Annotated in this window: 10 protein-coding genes and 1 pseudogene; 10 read left to right on the top strand and 1 reads right to left on the bottom strand. The window is 42.2% G+C overall.

The annotated features are described in order from the left end of the window. Nucleotides 1-107: 107 nt before the first annotated feature. Nucleotides 108-560 carry a 6-pyruvoyl trahydropterin synthase family protein gene (locus tag ACOVQQ_RS11570; protein WP_421818332.1) on the bottom strand — a complete coding sequence of 151 codons (453 nt, stop codon included), beginning with the start codon at nucleotides 558-560 and terminating at the stop codon, nucleotides 108-110. Between the two features lie 356 nt (nucleotides 561-916). Here ACOVQQ_RS11570 and ACOVQQ_RS11565 point away from each other — a divergent pair, with 356 nt between their 5' ends. The 10 genes and pseudogenes from ACOVQQ_RS11565 to ACOVQQ_RS11520 form a co-directional block, all read left to right on the top strand. Continuing rightward, nucleotides 917-3,199, top strand: coding sequence for an NADP-dependent malic enzyme (locus ACOVQQ_RS11565; RefSeq protein ID WP_421818331.1), 2,283 nt, complete (start codon nucleotides 917-919; stop codon nucleotides 3,197-3,199). 157 nt (nucleotides 3,200-3,356) lie between these two features. Next, complete coding sequence (ruvA, locus tag ACOVQQ_RS11560) at nucleotides 3,357-3,941, top strand: Holliday junction branch migration protein RuvA (RefSeq protein WP_421818330.1); 585 nt, start codon at nucleotides 3,357-3,359, stop codon at nucleotides 3,939-3,941. 51 nt (nucleotides 3,942-3,992) lie between these two features. Beyond that, nucleotides 3,993-11,219 (top strand): cell surface protein SprA, encoded by a 7,227-nt coding sequence (sprA, locus tag ACOVQQ_RS11555; protein WP_421818329.1) that lies wholly within the window; start codon nucleotides 3,993-3,995, stop codon nucleotides 11,217-11,219. Nucleotides 11,220-11,267: 48 nt separating this feature from the next. Continuing rightward, nucleotides 11,268-11,648 carry a glycine cleavage system protein GcvH gene (gene gcvH, locus ACOVQQ_RS11550; RefSeq protein WP_298148997.1) on the top strand — a complete coding sequence of 127 codons (381 nt, stop codon included), beginning with the start codon at nucleotides 11,268-11,270 and terminating at the stop codon, nucleotides 11,646-11,648. After that, nucleotides 11,638-12,030, top strand: a complete 393-nt coding sequence (locus ACOVQQ_RS11545) for a VanZ family protein (RefSeq protein WP_094486709.1) — start codon at nucleotides 11,638-11,640, stop codon at nucleotides 12,028-12,030. Before gcvH ends, ACOVQQ_RS11545 begins: the two co-directional genes overlap by 11 nt. A 67-nt stretch (nucleotides 12,031-12,097) precedes the next feature. Then, entirely contained in the window at nucleotides 12,098-12,847 is a 750-nt protein-coding gene (gene deoC / locus ACOVQQ_RS11540) for a deoxyribose-phosphate aldolase (protein WP_421818328.1), read from the top strand. Then, nucleotides 12,847-14,946: a gliding motility protein RemB gene (locus tag ACOVQQ_RS11535; protein ID WP_421818327.1), complete on the top strand. Its 2,100-nt coding sequence runs from the start codon at nucleotides 12,847-12,849 to the stop codon at nucleotides 14,944-14,946. The genes deoC and ACOVQQ_RS11535 overlap by 1 nt, the downstream gene beginning before the upstream one ends. A gap of 258 nt (nucleotides 14,947-15,204) precedes the next feature. Next, nucleotides 15,205-16,128: a heme o synthase gene (gene cyoE / locus ACOVQQ_RS11530; protein WP_421818326.1), complete on the top strand. Its 924-nt coding sequence runs from the start codon at nucleotides 15,205-15,207 to the stop codon at nucleotides 16,126-16,128. Next, nucleotides 16,128-16,706, top strand: a complete 579-nt coding sequence (locus tag ACOVQQ_RS11525) for a cytochrome c oxidase subunit 3 (protein WP_421818325.1) — start codon at nucleotides 16,128-16,130, stop codon at nucleotides 16,704-16,706. The genes cyoE and ACOVQQ_RS11525 overlap by 1 nt, the downstream gene beginning before the upstream one ends. A 43-nt stretch (nucleotides 16,707-16,749) precedes the next feature. Beyond that, nucleotides 16,750-17,414: pseudogene (locus ACOVQQ_RS11520) on the top strand (cytochrome oxidase subunit III); the annotation flags it as partial.

The raw sequence follows: 17,414 nt of genomic DNA, 5'->3' as shown, positions 1-17,414 counted from the left end.
ACTGCACCGAAGAACAATACGCCATCAACAGACGTAGCGAATTCCTGATCGTGAAAAAGTAAGGGGAATTTGACCGAATAAAAAAACCGACTAATCGTCGGTTTTTTTTATACTTGATCGGCAGCGTGCCATTCGGCGAAAGAAGTGCCGGTTTCTTGCAATTTTAACGAATGCAGTTCAATGTTTTGGGGCAATCGCGCTTTTATACGAGCCGCAAAATCGATTACCATATTTTCGCTCGTGGGTTGATAATCGACCAACAAAACGTGGTGTTGCCGTTGAATTAATTCCGCTGCAAGTTCAACGTGTGGTGTATTTTTATTGAAAACGGTTGCATGATCGAACTGATCGACGATTTCTTCTTTTACGATGCGTTTTAAATCCGAAAAATCAATGACCATGCCAAACTTCACGTTATTTGGATCGGCAATGGGAACTCCGATCACGGTTACAGAAAGTTTGTAGCTGTGCCCGTGCACGTTCTTGCATTTTCCGTCGTAACCATATAGCGCATGGCCGGTTTCGAAGTTAAATTGTTTGGTAATTCTAATTTTTGACATGAATGGGAATCTGATTTTGCAAAAGTAGTTAATCTACAGTCGACAATTTCACGTGAACTCACAAAGGTTTTGCGATGCTGTTTTGGAGAACAAGACATTTTATGTTTGTGCACTTTCGTGGAAACGAATGCCCGCGCCACGGATAGCAGTGGAAAGCCCGGAAACACCTGTTGTAGCGGAGCAAAACGGGTGTTGAGGACTTGTAACGAATAGCCGGGCCGCTGCTTGGGAAAGGCTGGGGAGCGGGGCGCCCAAATAAAAATAAAGGAAATACCAACATTTTTTAAAAATCAATCCTTTTAACTTTGATGTTTCGTTTGAGCCCTTACCTTTGCGCTGAACTATATCGTTTTCTTATGTCTGATTACAGCAAACGTCGAGCCGCTCTATTATATCATGCAAAGCCAAAACCGGGCAAAATTGCAGTGGTACCCACCAAAAAATACGCTACACAACGCGATCTTTCTTTGGCCTATTCCCCAGGAGTGGCGGAGCCTTGTTTGGAGATTGCAAAAGATATAGACAATGTATATAAATACACTGCGAAAGGCAATTTAGTTGCGGTAATTACAAACGGTACTGCGGTTTTGGGATTGGGCGATATCGGTCCGCAAGCCTCTAAACCCGTTATGGAAGGCAAAGCCTTGTTATTTAAAATTTTTGCAGACATCGACGTATTTGATATTGAAATCGACACAAAAAATATCGATGAGTTTATCAATACCGTTAAAAACATAGCACCCACATTTGGCGGTATTAATTTGGAGGACATCAAAGCACCGGAATCGTTTGAAATTGAACGCCGCTTGGTGGAAGAACTCAACATTCCGGTGATGCACGACGACCAGCACGGAACGGCCATCATCTCGTCGGCAGCACTTTTGAATGCTTTGGAATTTGCAGATAAAAATATATCGGAAATCAAATTGGTGGTTTCCGGTGCTGGTTCTGCTGCCTTGGCATGTGCAAATTTATATGTGTTGTTGGGTGTGAAGCCTGAAAACATCATTATGTTCGACAAAGACGGCGTTTTAAGTTCGGCACGTACTGATTTATCGGATTTGCAAAAAAGATACGCTTCGGCGACTCCAGGAACTACTTTGAAAGACGCGATGGTTGGTGCCGACGTATTTTTGGGTTTATCAGCCGGGAATTTGCTTACGCCAGAAATGTTGTTGAGCATGGCTGCGGATCCAATTGTATTTGCGATGGCGAATCCGGTTCCTGAAATCGATTATGATTTGGCGATTGCAACCCGTGAAGACATTATTATGGCAACGGGTCGAAGCGACAATCCGAATCAGGTGAATAATGTTTTAGGATTTCCATACATATTTCGTGGCGCTTTAGACGTTCGAGCGACTAAGATAAACGAGGCTATGAAAATGGCGGCAGTTCGTGCGTTAGCAGCCTTAGCGAAAGAACCCGTTCCGGAACAAGTGAACATTGCTTATGGCGAAACGAAGCTAAATTTCGGAAGAGATTACATCATTCCGAAGCCGTTTGATCCGCGATTGATTGCAAAAGTAGCTCCGGCAGTAGCGCGTGCGGCGATGGAATCGGGCGTGGCAACACATCCGATTACTGATTGGCAACGCTACGAAGATGAGCTTTTAGAGCGTTTGGGTAGCGACAATAAAATGGTTCGTTTGTTGATGAACCGCGCAAAAATGGATCCGAAACGTATTGTTTTTGCGGAAGCTGATCATTTGGATGTTTTGAAAGCGGCACAGATCGTTTACGAAGAAAAGATCGGACATCCGATTTTGCTAGGTAACAAAGAAGTTATTTTAGAATTGAAATCGGAAATTGGATTTGATACCGATGTGCCGATCTACGATCCGAAAACAAAGGAAGAAGATGTGCGCCGTTTGCGTTATGCAGATATTTATTGGAAGTCGCGCCAACGTAGAGGCATACAATTACTCGATGCGCAAAAATGGATGCGGGAGCGCAATTACTTTGCGGCGATGATGGTGAATGAAGGCGATGCCGATGCTTTGGTAACTGGTTATTCGCGCAGCTATCCGTCGGTTATCAAGCCGATGATGCAACTGATTGACAAGGCGCCTGGTATTTCGTTAATAGCTACTGCGAATATGATGATGACAAATCGCGGGCCGATGTTTTTATCGGATACGGCGATTAATCCGAACCCAAGTGCCGACGATTTGGCGAAAATTGCTTTGATGACGGCTCGTACTGTTCGCATGTTTGGTATGGAGCCGGTTATAGCGATGATTTCGTTTTCGAATTTTGGTTCTTCGGCTCACGGAAGCGCTGCTAAAGTTCGCGAGGCCGTGGCGTATCTGCATAATTACTATCCGGATTTGATTATTGATGGCGAAATTCAAACAGACTTTGCTTTGAATTCGGAAATGTTAGAAAAGAAGTTTCCGTTTTCAAAACTCGCTGGAAAGAAAGTAAATACATTGATTTTCCCGAATTTGGAGTCGGCTAACATCACTTACAAGCTATTAAAAGAGTTGTACGATGTTGATTCGGTGGGCCCAATTATTTTAGGGATGGACAAGCCGGTACACATTTTTCAATTGGGTGCCAGCGTTGAGGAAATGGTAAATATGGCTGCTGTTGCTGTAGTGGATGCGCAGGAAAAAGAAAAACGCAAAAAGCGCTAATTTCAGGATTTCTTCAGTCAGAAGACATATTTAAAAGTTCGTAATTTGCTATTGCTTGTCTAAAATGGCATTGTGTGTCGGTTAAATACGCAATTCGACCTTTGATTTTAAGCCTTTTTTAAGATTTTTGCTACATTTGGGCGCTGACTCTGACACCATGATTGCTCAAATACAAGGGAAACTGATTGAAAAGCTGCCAACCGAAGTGGTTATCGACTGTAATGGTGTTGGTTATCAGGTTAATATATCGCTTCACACTTATTCCTTGATTCAAGATTTCGAGTACATTAAACTTTACACACATCTTCAGATAAAGGAAGATGCGCATACTTTGTTTGGTTTTTTCGAAAAATCGGAACGCGAGATTTTCAAAATGTTGATATCGGTCAATGGAATTGGTGCCGGAATTGCACGAACGATGCTGTCGTCGATCGAGCCGAAACGAATTATCGAAGCAATAGGCTCGGGCGATGTGGCCACGATTCAGCGCATAAAGGGAATTGGGGTAAAAACAGCTCAACGTGTAATCATTGATTTGCGCGATAAGGTGTTAAAATTATACGATATCGATGAAGTTTCCGTTTCGCAAAACAATACAAAACGAGATGAAGCGTTATCAGCATTGGAAGTTTTGGGCTTTAACAAAAAGTTAGCAGAAAAGGCACTTGAAAAAATTGTTTTTGAACAGCCCGAGGCAAATGTGGAGACTTATATCAAACAGGCTTTAAAAATATTATCTTAGTTGGAAAAGAAATTTCTGAAGAAATCAGAATACCTATATAAATTATTGCTTTTGCTAGCAATATTTTTCTCGTCGCAAACCGCTGTATCGCAGGTTGATGAAGAGGAAAGTGAACAGGTGCGCGACACTGTTGGGTACAATTCCGGAAAAATTGATCTTGGAAATCCGCCAAGTATTGTAGAACTCTACACGTACGATCCAAAAACCGATCGCTATGTGTACACAAATACTGTCGGTGGTTTTGATGTTACTCTTCCTTTGGTTTTAACGCCAAAAGAATATGAAGACCGGGTTTTAAAAGAATCGATGAAAAAGTACTTTCAAGAAAAAGGGAAAGCACTTGAAGATCGTCCCGGCAGTGAAGACGAAAAGAAGAATTTGCTGCCTACTTACTACGTAAACTCCAGTTTTTTTGAAACTATTTTTGGAAGTAACACGATAGACGTGAAGCCTACCGGATCAGTTGAAATGGACATGGGTGTTCGTTTCACCCGACAAGACAATCCGGCGTTTTCTCCAAGGAACAGACAAGCCATTGCGTTTGATTTTCAGCAGCGTATTAGCATGGCTTTAAATGGAAAGGTAGGTACTCGACTTAACGTAAATGCCAACTACGACACCCAATCAACTTTTGCGTTTCAAAATTTAATCAAGCTCGAATACACGCCTACCGAAGACGATATCTTGCAAAAAATAGAAGTAGGTAACGTGAATCTTCCGCTGAACACCTCGCTTATAAAAGGTGCGCAGAGTTTATTTGGTGTGAAAGCGCAATTCCAATTTGGACGAACCACAGTTACCGGGGTTTTCTCTGAGCAAAAATCACAAACCAGACAAGTTACCGCGCAAGGCGGAGGCACTCTTCAAGACTTCGACCTTTTTGCCTTAGATTACGATAACGATCGACACTTCTTCTTGTCGCAGTATTTTAGAAATCGCTACGATGCTGCGATGCGAAATTATCCGGTTTTAGATACGCGTATTCAAATTACACGTATCGAAGTCTGGGTAACCAATCGTCAGAATCGAGTAAGTTCTACAGAGAACAACTTGCGAAATATCGTTGCGCTTCAAGATTTAGGTGAAGCGCAATTAAGCGGTTTACAAGACAATGAAGTCGTTTATCTCGATCCGCTTCCCTCTGGCTTTTTCACCGCGGCACCAAATACCCCACCAGATAACAACAACAACCGTTTCGATCCTGCTTTAATCGGATCTGGCGGTTATCTTACAGATGCCATTCGGGAAATAAGCACTACGAGTCCGAATCAAGCTTTTAATATTCCTGGTGTTGTCGTTGCCGAAGGTCAGGATTATGCGAAATTGGAAAACGCGCGCAAACTAACTTCAAACGAATACACCTTTCATCCGCAGTTGGGTTACATTTCCTTACAACAGCGATTGAACAACGACGAAGTCTTAGCTGTAGCGTATGAATTTACCAGCGGTGGAGAAGTTTTTCAGGTTGGAGAATTCGCAAATGGTGGTGTAGAGTCAACGGTTGTCGACGGGCAGAATCCAGAAACACAAGTAGTTTCTACTCAAAGTTTGGTTTTAAAGATGTTGAAAAGCAACCTCACTAATGTGGAAAACGAGTTGCAAAATGGGCAACGATTAACCGCTCCTGTATGGAATTTGATGATGAAAAACATCTATCAAATTGCGCCAGGAGGTCAATTAGAGCAAGAAGATTTCCGCTTCAACATCTTGTATTCAGATCCTTCACCTTTAAACTACATTACAGCAGCCGGAACTTTACCGCTTCCCGACGATGTTGAACGAACACCACTTCTTAAAGTTTTCAATATAGACCGTTTAAACGTAACAAACGACCCACAAGTTGGAGGCGACGGATTTTTCGACTTTATACCAGGATTGACTGTTGATACACAAAATGGGCGCATCATTTTTACAACAGTAGAACCTTTTGGTGAATTCTTATTTAAGAAACTTGCTACGACAACCGGAACGGAAAATTACAACGATCCAGCTACTTATAACAGCAATCAGGCGAAATACGTTTTCAGAACTATGTATCGCAGCACACAAGCAAGAGCGCTACAGGATAGTGATAAAAACAAGTACGAGCTTCGAGGTCGATATAAATCGACTACCGGCGACGGTATTGCCATTGGTGCCTACAACGTGCCGCGCGGATCTGTTGTTGTAACAGCAGGTGGTCGTGTTTTGCAAGAAGGGATTGATTATTCGGTGAATTATCAACTAGGACGAGTTCAGATTTTGGATCCGTCTTTAGCCGCAGCGAATACACCGATACAGATCTCCGTTGAAAACAATTCTGTATTTGGACAGCAAACACGCCGATTTATGGGAATTAACGTTGAACACAAATTCAGCGATAAATTCCTTGTTGGAGCTACTTTCTTAAAAATGACTGAACGTCCGTTCACACAAAAATCCAATTACGGACAAGAATCGGTTAACAACTCCATCTACGGAGCAAACGTAAACTATGCCACTGAAGTACCTTTCTTAACGCGCTTGGTAAACAAATTGCCGAACATGGATACCGATGCGCCATCAAACATTTCGTTCCGTGGAGAATTTGCGTATCTAAAGCCCGACACGCCGAAAGCCGATCAGTTTGAAGGAGAGGCAACTTTGTATGTCGACGATTTTGAAGGTTCGCAAACAACAATCGACATGAAAGGTCCGCTTGCCTGGTCGTTATCCAGCGTTCCGCAAGACAGCACAGACCCTAACAATCCGTTCAACTTTAACGGAGAATTGAGTGACAATTTAGAGTATGGTTATAAACGTGCTAAACTCTCGTGGTATACCATCGACCCCATATTTTTTACTAGCCAACGCCCAGGAGGTTTAACAGACGCCGATTTATCTCTTAATAAAACACGCCGCGTTTACATCGACGAGGTTTTTCCGGAAGTTGATGTTGCTGATGGTCAGCAAACGGTAATCAATACACTGGATTTAACGTATTACCCAAACGAACGAGGTCCTTACAACTATAACCCATCGGCAAACGGATCTAATACGCTTCCCAACCCAGAGCAAAATTTCGGCGGAATCACCCGCGCAATTACTTCTACTAATTTTGAGCAAAGCAATGTCGAGTACATTCAATTTTGGATCATGGACCCTTATTATCGCGGTAGTGGCGCACCTGCCGATTTCGATAGCGAGAATCCGCTTAATACGGGAAAATTATTCTTCAACTTAGGAGAAATTTCTGAAGACGTACTTCGAGATGGCCGCAAGCAATACGAAAACGGATTACCTGAGAGCGGAAATACACAAAATACAATCACCTCTTCATGGGGTCGAATTCCGGCATCGCAGTCCTTAATTTATGCATTTGATACCAACGAAGCCAATCGAGCGGTGCAAGATGTTGGTTATGATGGTTTAGAAGATAAAGACGAAAATGTTCGATTTCCAGGCTTCGCTGCCACAGGCGATGCATCTGCAGATAACTATCAATTTTATTTAAGTGCAGAAGGAGACGTTCTGGAACGCTACAAAAATTACAACGGTTTAGATGGCAATTCGCCTGTTTCAGTTTCAGATAATAACCGAGGAAATACCACTATTCCTGATGTTGAGGACATCAATCGAGATAACACGATGAATACTATCGACGCATATTTTCAGTATGCTGTTGATATTCGACCCAATATGCCTGTCGGCGAAGGATACATCACTGACGAGCGAATCACCGTTGGTCGTATACCTCAGGGATCACAATCGGGAACAATTCCCGTTCGCTGGATTCAATTAAAAATTCCGATTGATCAAGGAGCCAATACAGTTAAGGTTGGACCTATCGAAGACTTCCGCGCTATTCGTTTCATGCGTATGTTTTTGACTGGATTCTCAGAAGATATAACTATTCGATTTGCAACGCTTGATCTTGTTCGTGGCGAGTGGAGACGCTATACGGCTACTTTAGATCCACTTGATGACAATCCAGATAACGACCAGACCAACTTCGATGTTCAGGCCGTGAATGTTCAAGAAAATGGCGATAAAAAACCAATAAACTACGTGACGCCTCCTGGTGTAAGTAGAGAACAGTTGTTTAACAACAACACGGTTGTTCGCCAAAATGAGCAATCATTGGCTTTGCGCGTGTACGGCAATGGTTTAGAAGAAAACGACTCCCGTGCGGTTTTCAAAAACGTAAGTGTAGATATGCGTCAATTCAATAAGTTGAAAATGTTCTTGCATGCGGAAGCGCTACCTATTGAATCGCCCGACTACAAGCCACTACCTGATCGAAAAATGATTGGTTTTATTCGTTTTGGAAACGACTTTACCCAAAATTATTATCAAGTTGAATTACCGCTTAAAGTTTCGGTTCCTGAAAATCCGAACGGAAACTTAGCCGCCGAATTGGTTTGGCCGCAAGAAAATGAAGTAGACCTAAACTTAAGTTTACTGACAAAACTAAAAGTCTTGGCATTACAAAACCCAAGTGGCGCTGTCGATGGCGTTTACTCGTTAAATGAATCAGAACTCGATCCGTCATTAGCTGGAAAAGTCAATGAAATGCGAATTAGTGTGAAAGGAAATCCGAATTTTGGTTTGGTGCGAACACTGATGGTGGGTGTTAAAAATAACCCCGAAGTTGTAGCTGTATCGGGTAACGAAATTGTGGGAGAAGTTTGGTTTAACGAATTGCGTTTAGCCGAAATGGATAACCAAGGAGGTATGGCAGCCGTTGCTAGCTTAGATGGTAATTTAGCAGATTTCGCAACAATTTCAGCAACCGGACGTATGTCGACCATTGGTTTCGGTTCCCTTGAAGACGGTCCGAATGAACGCAGTCGGGAAGATATCCGACAGTATAATATCGTTACGAACATCAACGTCGGGAAATTACTTCCTAAAAAATGGGGTGTAAACATTCCGTTTAACTACGGCGTTGGTGAGGAAATAATTACTCCAGAATACGATCCGTTCAATCAAGATATTAAATTGGATCAGCTTATCGACGCGACTGCAGATCAGGCCGAACGCGACAACATTCGCGAACGTGCCATCGAGTACACGAAAACTAAGAGCATTAACTTTATTGGAGTTAAGAAAGAACGTGCACCCGAACAAAAACAACGTATTTACGATGTTGAAAACCTCACGCTTGGTTACTCATTTAACGAAACGAAACGCCACGATTACGAAATCGAAGATTACCTCGATCAGCAAGTTCGAACAACCGCCGATTACTCGTACACTTTTCAATCGAAACCTGTAGAACCGTTCAAGAAAACCAAGTTCATGTCGAAAAGCAGTTATTGGAAGCTATTGAGCGATTTCAATTTCAATTACTTACCCACAAACATTAACTTCAGTTCAACAGTACTTAGACAATACAACAGACAACAGTTCAGACAAGTAGATGTGCAAGGAATTGGTTTAGATCCGCTTTTCCGAAGAAATTTCTTGTTCAATTACCAATACGGATTTAACTACAACATCACCAAAAACCTAAAGGTAAACTATCAAGCTTCGAACAGCAATTTGGTTCAGAATTTCCTTCAAGCTGATGGCACACCTATCGAAAACTTCTCCATTTGGCAAGATTTCTTGAACGTGGGTGAAGCCAATACACACAACCGGCAACTTACCGTCAATTACGAATTGCCTTTAAGCAAATTGCCGTTCTTGAGTTTCTTGAAATCGTCGTACACCTATACCGGGGATTACCAATGGCAACGCGCATCGGAAGCGCTTCAAGCCTTTACCGATGTAAACGGACTTACCTACAACTTAGGTAACACCATTCAGAACAATAGCGCGCATCGTTTAAATACGACATTAAATATGGACTTGTTTTACCGTTATATTGGTCTTACTGGTAAAAAAACTAAGCAACCTAATAAACCTGCTGCTGCCCCAAAACCGGGAGAGAAAGTTGTTGCTCAAAAAGCGGCCGTTCAAAATGAGCGTGGTGTTTTCATGACCGGATTAATTGGAGTGCTTACCAGCGTCAAAAACGTTCAAGTCAACTACACAGAAACAGCAGGTACCATTTTACCAGGCTATTTACCCGGTTTGGGATTCTTCGGAAGTAGTAAGCCTAGTTTAGGTTTCGTGTTCGGTAGTCAGGCCGACGTTCGCTACGAAGCGGCTAAAAACGGATGGTTAACCAACTATCCGGATTTTAACGGAAACTACTCTCAGGTGCTTTCCAAAACGATCGATGCTACTGCTAACATCGACTTATTCCCAGATTTTAAAATCGACTTAGTAGCAAACCGCACCTACGTGAATAACCAAAGTGAACAGTTCGACGTTAGCGACGGAAATTACAACCCGCGTGCTCCTTACGAATTTGGAAACTTTTCCATTTCAACCAACCTGATTCGCACGGCTTTTTCAAAAAGCGACGAAACAACCTCCGCAGCTTTCGATGACTTTAGAGAAAATCGATTACTTGTTGCGCAACGTTTAGCGGCTCAACGCGGTCTTGACCCAACCGACATTGATGCCGACGGTTTCCCAAATGGCTATGGAAAAAATAGTCAGCAAGTTCTTTTACCCGCATTTATGGCTGCCTATGTTGGTCAAGATGCCCGCGATGTTTCTCTAAGTCCGTTTAGAGACTTCCCAATTCCAAACTGGAACATTAAGTACAGCGGTTTGATGCGTTACAAGTTTTTTAAAGACCGATTTAAACGCTTTAGTTTACAACACGGGTATCGCGCTTCGTACACCATTAACGCCTTCCGTTCGAACTTCGAATTCGACAACAATCCGAACGGTTTAGATGCGGGCGGAAATTTCTTCTCTAGAACCATTATCTCTAACATCAACTTGGTGGAGCAATTTAATCCATTGATCAAAATTGATATGGAAATGCAAAATTCGATGAAAGTAACCGCCGAATTGAAAAAAGACCGCGCCCTCTCGTTGAGTTTCGACAACAACTTGCTTACCGAAGTGCAAGGAATGGAATACATCATTGGATTAGGGTACCGAATTAAAGACGTTATTTTTAACTCTGCGCTTGCTGATAACCCAACGGGTGTAATTAAATCCGATATAAATTTACGAGCCGATTTCACCTTGAGAAACAACAAAACAATAGTTCGTTATCTTGATTACGACAACAACCAACTCGGTGGCGGGCAAAATCTTTGGAACCTAAAATTAACCGCCGACTATTCGTTTAGTAAAAATTTCACTGCGATTTTCTTCTACGATCACTCGTTTTCGAAAGCAGTTATCTCTACTGCGTTCCCTATTACAAACATTCGTTCCGGATTTACACTCAGATATAACTTCGGAAATTAGAAAACATCACCAGATTTGATACTTTTGTAGAAATTAAAACAACACCTCATGAACATACCTTCTAATTTACGTTACACGAAAGATCACGAATGGGCAAGTATTGATGGCGACATCGTTACTGTTGGAATTACCGACTTTGCTCAAAAAGAACTCGGTGATATTGTTTACGTAGAAGTTGAAACTCTCGACCAAACTTTGGCTAAAGATGAAGTTTTCGGAACTGTGGAAGCTGTAAAAACAGTTTCGGATTTGTTCCTTCCTATTTCTGGAGAAATTATTGCATTTAATGACAAACTGGAATCGGATCCAGAACTCGTTAACACCGATCCGTACGGCGATGGTTGGATGATTAAAATTAAAGTTGAGAATCCGGCCGACTTTGAAACACTACTCAGCGACACCGATTATAAAGCATTGATTGGCGCCTAAAATCATAAAAAGTGTACCCGCAATATTGTGGAGTGCCGTAGTTTTGTACCTCTGTTTAACCGACGTTACCGGTTTACCGCACGTTAAGATTTACGAGTTCGACAAGCTATCGCACTTCACTTTTCATTTCATATTTACTGCGCTTTGGTTTTTCGCTTTCGCAGAATGGAAACCAGAAAAATCTAAGAGTAGTCATTTAAAAAAGGCAGCACTATTATCGTTTAGCTACGGCCTTATTATTGAGTTTTTACAGCACTATTGCACTGTAGGCAGACATGGCGATTGGCGCGATGTTGTGGGAAACAGCTTCGGAACAATTGCTTTTATTCTTTGTTATAACATATTTCGGCGCTTAAAACAACGAAAGCAAACCGCTTCTTAAGCAAAGATCGATCTCAAAAAATGATTTAGTACCTTTAGCAACCACACGCGAAAACGCTTCTGTGCAAATGAACGAAACTCAATTCGCATCGTTTTTGGATGCTACTTTTCTTAAAAGACCGAGCGACTTTTCCGATGAAGTTGCCTACCGATCTGCGTTTACTACATTTCTAAAAGAATCTAAACAAGCGAGCGTAAAAGCCGTTGTGGTGTATCCAAACGAACTTACAACCACCATAAAGTACTTTTCTAAAGATACGAACCGCCCGATTTTCGCAACTGTTATCGATTTTCCACTTGGCAATAGCAGTACGCAAGATAAATTGAATGCTTGTCGCGAAGCATTTTCGCTTGGCGCGGAAGAAGTTGATGTGGTATGCAATTACCATTTACTACACGAAGGCGAAACGGCTGCTTTTTATTCAGATATTTTTCAAGTAATCGACTTGGTCCATGCAGCTGGAAAGACGAGTAAGATTATTTTAGAGACCGCAGCTATCGATCCTGCTACGTTGATAAAAGTAGTTTCAAAGATCAAACAGTATTGCGTGGATCGCTTTCATGAAAACGATTTGCACCGAATTTTTCTGAAAACATCGACAGGATTTTATCAAGCGGCCGAAACTGCTAGCACTGGTGCAACTCGCGAAACGGCAGCCATTTTATTAGAAAATGGATTTCCACTTCCGGTGAAAGCCTCCGGCGGAATTCGTACTTTTGAACAAGCACACCAATACATTAAAATGGGTGTTAAGCGCATAGGAACTTCCGCTGCTTTGCAGTTGGTTAACCAAGAAAAAATTACTTCTGATTACTGATGAGAAAGTACTACTCGATTGTTTTTATTACCATATTTTGCTTGAGTTTTCAATTTGTTACTGCGCAAGATCGCGATCGCGTTCCGTTGTTTCCATCTTGTGAGAACTTAGAGCTTGCCGAACAAAAAAACTGTTTCAATCAAACCTTGCAAACTTTTGTAAGCGATAATTTTCAAATTCCAGAGGCCATTAAAACCACCGGATACCGAGGAACTGTTACCGTATTGTTTGCTGTAGATACCGAAGGAAAAGCGCAATTTCTTTTTGCCGATGCCGTTTATCCCGAACTCATTCAAGAAGCTAAACGGGTGATAGGAATGTTGCCCACGCTAAAACCGGGCGTTAACAACGGAAAACCAGCATATCAAAAATTTACCTATAAAATTCGAATCCCGTTAAATGAAATTACCCCAGAGGAAACAAAGGAAGGAATTGACCGTTCGTTTCGATTAGACCTGCAAAAAAAATCGAACGAACTCGACAGTATTAAGTCGCTACCTTTTAACAATCCGCAGTTTACTAGCAAATTAAATATCCCGTTCTCACACTTTTATTACAGTTGGTTCGACAAATCGTTAAACCAAATGGGCACTAACAATCACACGGGGTCGAAGCCCTATACTTACGCAGAGGTTTCCAAGTATTTCGACATTCAGGCGGCTACGGTAGCGATGAAAAAAGATCGCAAAGGTTGGTGGGGACGCAAATTCTGGAACGAGAATTTCTTTGAGTTTCAAGGTAAAGATTATTGGTTTACACTCAATCCGTTTGTGGATTTACGCATGGGCCGAACAAACGATTTCGACAACAATTCGACTTTTCAAAATACCCGTGGCGTGCAGCTTCAAGGTGGTTTGGGGAAAGCGATTGTTTTTACCACATCGATCTATGAGAGTCAGGGTCGGTTTGCCGGTTTTTACAACGCTTACGCAGAATCGATCGCGCCTTCTGGAGGAGATCCGGCAATTATTCCCGGCGTTGGCATTGCCAAACGTTTTAAAACCGACTCGTACGACTTTCCGTCGGCTGAGGCGATTATTACCGTTACGCCCTCGGATTTTATCGACTTGCAATTGGGTTATGGCAGAAATTTCTTAGGCGATGGTTACCGATCGCTATTACTGTCCGACGGCGCCTCACCCTATCCGTTCATCAAAGTGAATACGCGCTTTTGGAAAATAAAGTACACCAATACGTATTTGTTTCTGAAAGATGTGCGGCCAGAAGTTACCCAAGAACGCACCTACGCCAGTAAGTACATGGCCAACCATTATTTGAGTTGGAACGTATCAAACCGCCTCAATTTGGGATTCTTTGAATCGGTTGTTTGGACGAACTCGAACGGACGCGGATTTGATTCGAATTTTATAAATCCGATAATTTTTTACCGTTCGGTGGAGTTTACCTCGTCGGCTCGCAGCGGAAATGCCGTTTTAGGCTTAACGGCCAAATACAAATTCAACAACGCGGTTACGGGATATGGGCAATTTATCTTAGACGAATTTGCTTTGGGCGATATTCAGGAGCAAAACAAAAGCTGGCGCAACAAATACGGTTATCAATTGGGCGTGAAGTATTTCGATGCGTTTAAAATTAAAGGTTTGAACTTACAAGCTGAGTACAACCGATTGCGTCCGTATGTGTATCAACACAGCGATCCGTTAACAAACTACGGACAAAACAATCAAGCTTTGGGGCACCAATGGGGCGCGAATTTAGAAGAATTAGTGCTTATTGGGCGTTACCAAAAAGGCCGCTATTTTGGCGAAGCGAAACTCAATTTCGGCATTCGTGGTTTGGATTTTGAAACCGACACCGACAATTTTAACTACGGCGGCGATCCGTATAAGAATTACAACACCGACCGACCGTTTGATACTAATGTATTGGTTGGACAAGGAAACAAAACCGATTTGTTTATCGGTGAATTACAGGCCGGTTATATTGTAAATCCGGTGACGAATTTAAAGGCATTTGCACATTTGATGGTACGCAACTTTAGTCCGGAAACAGAAACGTTGACCGTAAAGTCGTTGCAAACTACTTGGTTTTCGTTGGGAATTCGTGCCGACTTATTTAATATGTATTTCGATTATTAGACTTTTATCGTACGGACGGCTGTTGCGCAACTGATTGAGCGGATTAGCCCGCAGCACGTGGCGAGGCTACGAGCCACGATGCGAGGACTATGAGCGAAAGCAGGACGGCAAAACCGTAAGGAAGTACTTGCAGGAGTTGTTTTGCCGGTGCGCCCAAAAAATAGAAAGGCTTATTAACGAACTATTTCGAATTGTTATTCGGTTAAATTGAAAATGCTGACTTATCTTTGTGCACCCGTAGCGGTCTAGATAGCCATCATGCAAACACAGGCAGAGAAACAAAACATTTTTACAGTTAAAGCGCTTTTCTTCGATTTTAAAGAAATTACCAAAGCCGGTTTGGCTGTAAGTGTTGTTTTTTCGAGTGTTGCCGGATTCTTACTGGGAATTGAAACCGTTAATTTACAGACCTTTTACACCTTAATTTTGTTGGCTATTGGCGGCTACTGCATGGTTGGAGCCAGTAATGCGTTTAACCAAATTATTGAAAAAGATTTGGATGCGTTGATGGAACGGACAAAGAACAGACCAATCCCGTCTGGCCGCATGTCGGTTACCAAAGCGTTTATTGTAGCCACGCTGATGACGCTACTTGGGCTGGCGATCTTGTATTCGATTAACGAGCAAACGGCCATGTTTGGTGCGATTTCGATATTCTTGTACACCTGTGCCTATACGCCTTTAAAAACCATTACACCGCTTTCGGTTTTTGTGGGTGCTTTTCCGGGAGCTATTCCGTTTATGTTGGGATGGGTTGCCGCAACTGGGCATTTTGGAATTGAAGCAGGAACCTTGTTTTTAATTCAGTTTTTCTGGCAATTTCCTCATTTTTGGGCAATTGGCTGGTTTTTATACGACGATTACCAGAAGGCGGGCTGTTTTATGTTGCCAAGTGGAAAACGAGACCAGTCGACCGCCACACAAACAATCTTATACACTATTTGGTTGATTGTTGCGAGTTTATTGCCGGCAGTTTTACCTTATGTGGCTCCGCTTTCGAAGTTGTATCTAAGTATTCCGGCGGCTGTAGTTACGCTGCTGTTAGGTGGTTGGATGCTTATGGCGGCAATTAACTTGTATAAGCTACGCACGGCTCAATCGGCCAAGAAGTTGATGCTTGTGAGCGTGGGCTATATTACGCTATTGCAATTTGTTTATGTCATCGATAAATTTTTGAGATAATGGAAAAAGCAGATTTGACTTACGATGAAAAATCGGCCCGATCGAAGAAGTTACTCCTGTGGTTTGCGATCATTAGTATGGTGATGGTTTTTGCCGGATTAACGAGTGGATTTATTGTTAGTAAATCGCGTCCTGATTGGAAGCCGGTTGAATTGCCGGTACATTTTGTATATAGTACAATAATTATGGTTATTAGTTCGCTTACTTTTTGGTTTGCGAAGAAGAGCATAGCTGCGAATAAAGTGCAAAAAACAACTACTTTTTTGGTGGTTACGCTTGTTTTAGGCGTTTTATTTGTGACGCAGCAGTTTGAAGGATTTAATGAAATGGTAGCCAACGGGCAGTTTTTAACGGGTCCGACTAGTAATATCACCTCGCAATTCCTTTACGCATTTGTTATGGTGCACTTGGCGCACTTGGCTGGAGGCCTGCTTTCGTTAGTGATTACCCTTGTAAATCAGCTACGTGGAAAATACAGCGCGGGTAATTACTTGGGAATCGAGTTAAGTTCAATGTTTTGGCACTTTCTCGACTTTCTTTGGCTCTATCTGTTTTTCTTTTTGTATTTCGTCAAATAAGAAAAAACCGTACATTTGGGAACTTTTTAACTAACACTCTTATATGGATGCGACAGTAACTACACCAGGTAGTGTGGGTCAGAAAACTTGGGGCGGCGGTAACGAGCCAATGTCTGCAAGTTACGGGAAATTGATGATGTGGTTTTTCATCGTTTCGGATGCGTTAACTTTTTCTGGATTCCTTGCAGCTTACGGTTTTTCCAGATTTAAATTTATTGAGACTTGGCCTTTAGCAGACGAGGTGTTTACACACTTTCCGTTTCTACACGGCGTAACCGCACCGATGTATTATGTAGCGTTAATGACGTTTATTCTTATCTTCTCGTCGGTAACTATGGTACTGGCAGTTGATGCTGGTCATCAAATGAATAAGAAGAAAGTCACGTTCTACATGTTCCTTACCATTATTGGTGGTTTAATCTTCGTGGGTTCTCAAGCTTGGGAGTGGAAAAACTTCATCAAAGGAGAATACGGAGCGGTAGAAACAAAAGGCGGTAGTTTGTTGCAATTTGTCGACAACACCGGAAAGCGTTTATCGTTGGCTGAAGTGGCACAATCGTTGCCAAAAGCGCGTGAAACGTTAACACGCAACAAGGGAGTGTGGTTTATGAAAGAGTCTGAACTTCCTACGTATTCTGTAGCAGAAGTTCAAGCTGGATTCGCTGCAAATCCGAATATTTTAATTCGAACTGAAGTTATCTATCACGA

This window comes from Flavobacterium sp. (genome assembly GCF_049240005.1).
GTDB lineage: Bacteria > Bacteroidota > Bacteroidia > Flavobacteriales > Flavobacteriaceae > Flavobacterium.
This window is presented reverse-complemented; position numbering and strand designations above follow the sequence as displayed.

Bases quoted from the DNA above. Each gene is read 5' to 3' on its own strand.
- ACOVQQ_RS11570 (WP_421818332.1), bottom strand. From the start codon at position 560: ATGTCAAAAATTAGAATTACCAAACAATTTAACTTCGAAACCGGCCAT.
- ACOVQQ_RS11565 (WP_421818331.1), top strand. From the start codon at position 917: ATGTCTGATTACAGCAAACGTCGAGCCGCTCTATTATATCATGCAAAG.
- ruvA (WP_421818330.1), top strand. From the start codon at position 3,357: ATGATTGCTCAAATACAAGGGAAACTGATTGAAAAGCTGCCAACCGAA.
- gcvH (WP_298148997.1), top strand. From the start codon at position 11,268: ATGAACATACCTTCTAATTTACGTTACACGAAAGATCACGAATGGGCA.
- deoC (WP_421818328.1), top strand. From the start codon at position 12,098: ATGAACGAAACTCAATTCGCATCGTTTTTGGATGCTACTTTTCTTAAA.
- ACOVQQ_RS11535 (WP_421818327.1), top strand. From the start codon at position 12,847: ATGAGAAAGTACTACTCGATTGTTTTTATTACCATATTTTGCTTGAGT.
- cyoE (WP_421818326.1), top strand. From the start codon at position 15,205: ATGCAAACACAGGCAGAGAAACAAAACATTTTTACAGTTAAAGCGCTT.
- ACOVQQ_RS11525 (WP_421818325.1), top strand. From the start codon at position 16,128: ATGGAAAAAGCAGATTTGACTTACGATGAAAAATCGGCCCGATCGAAG.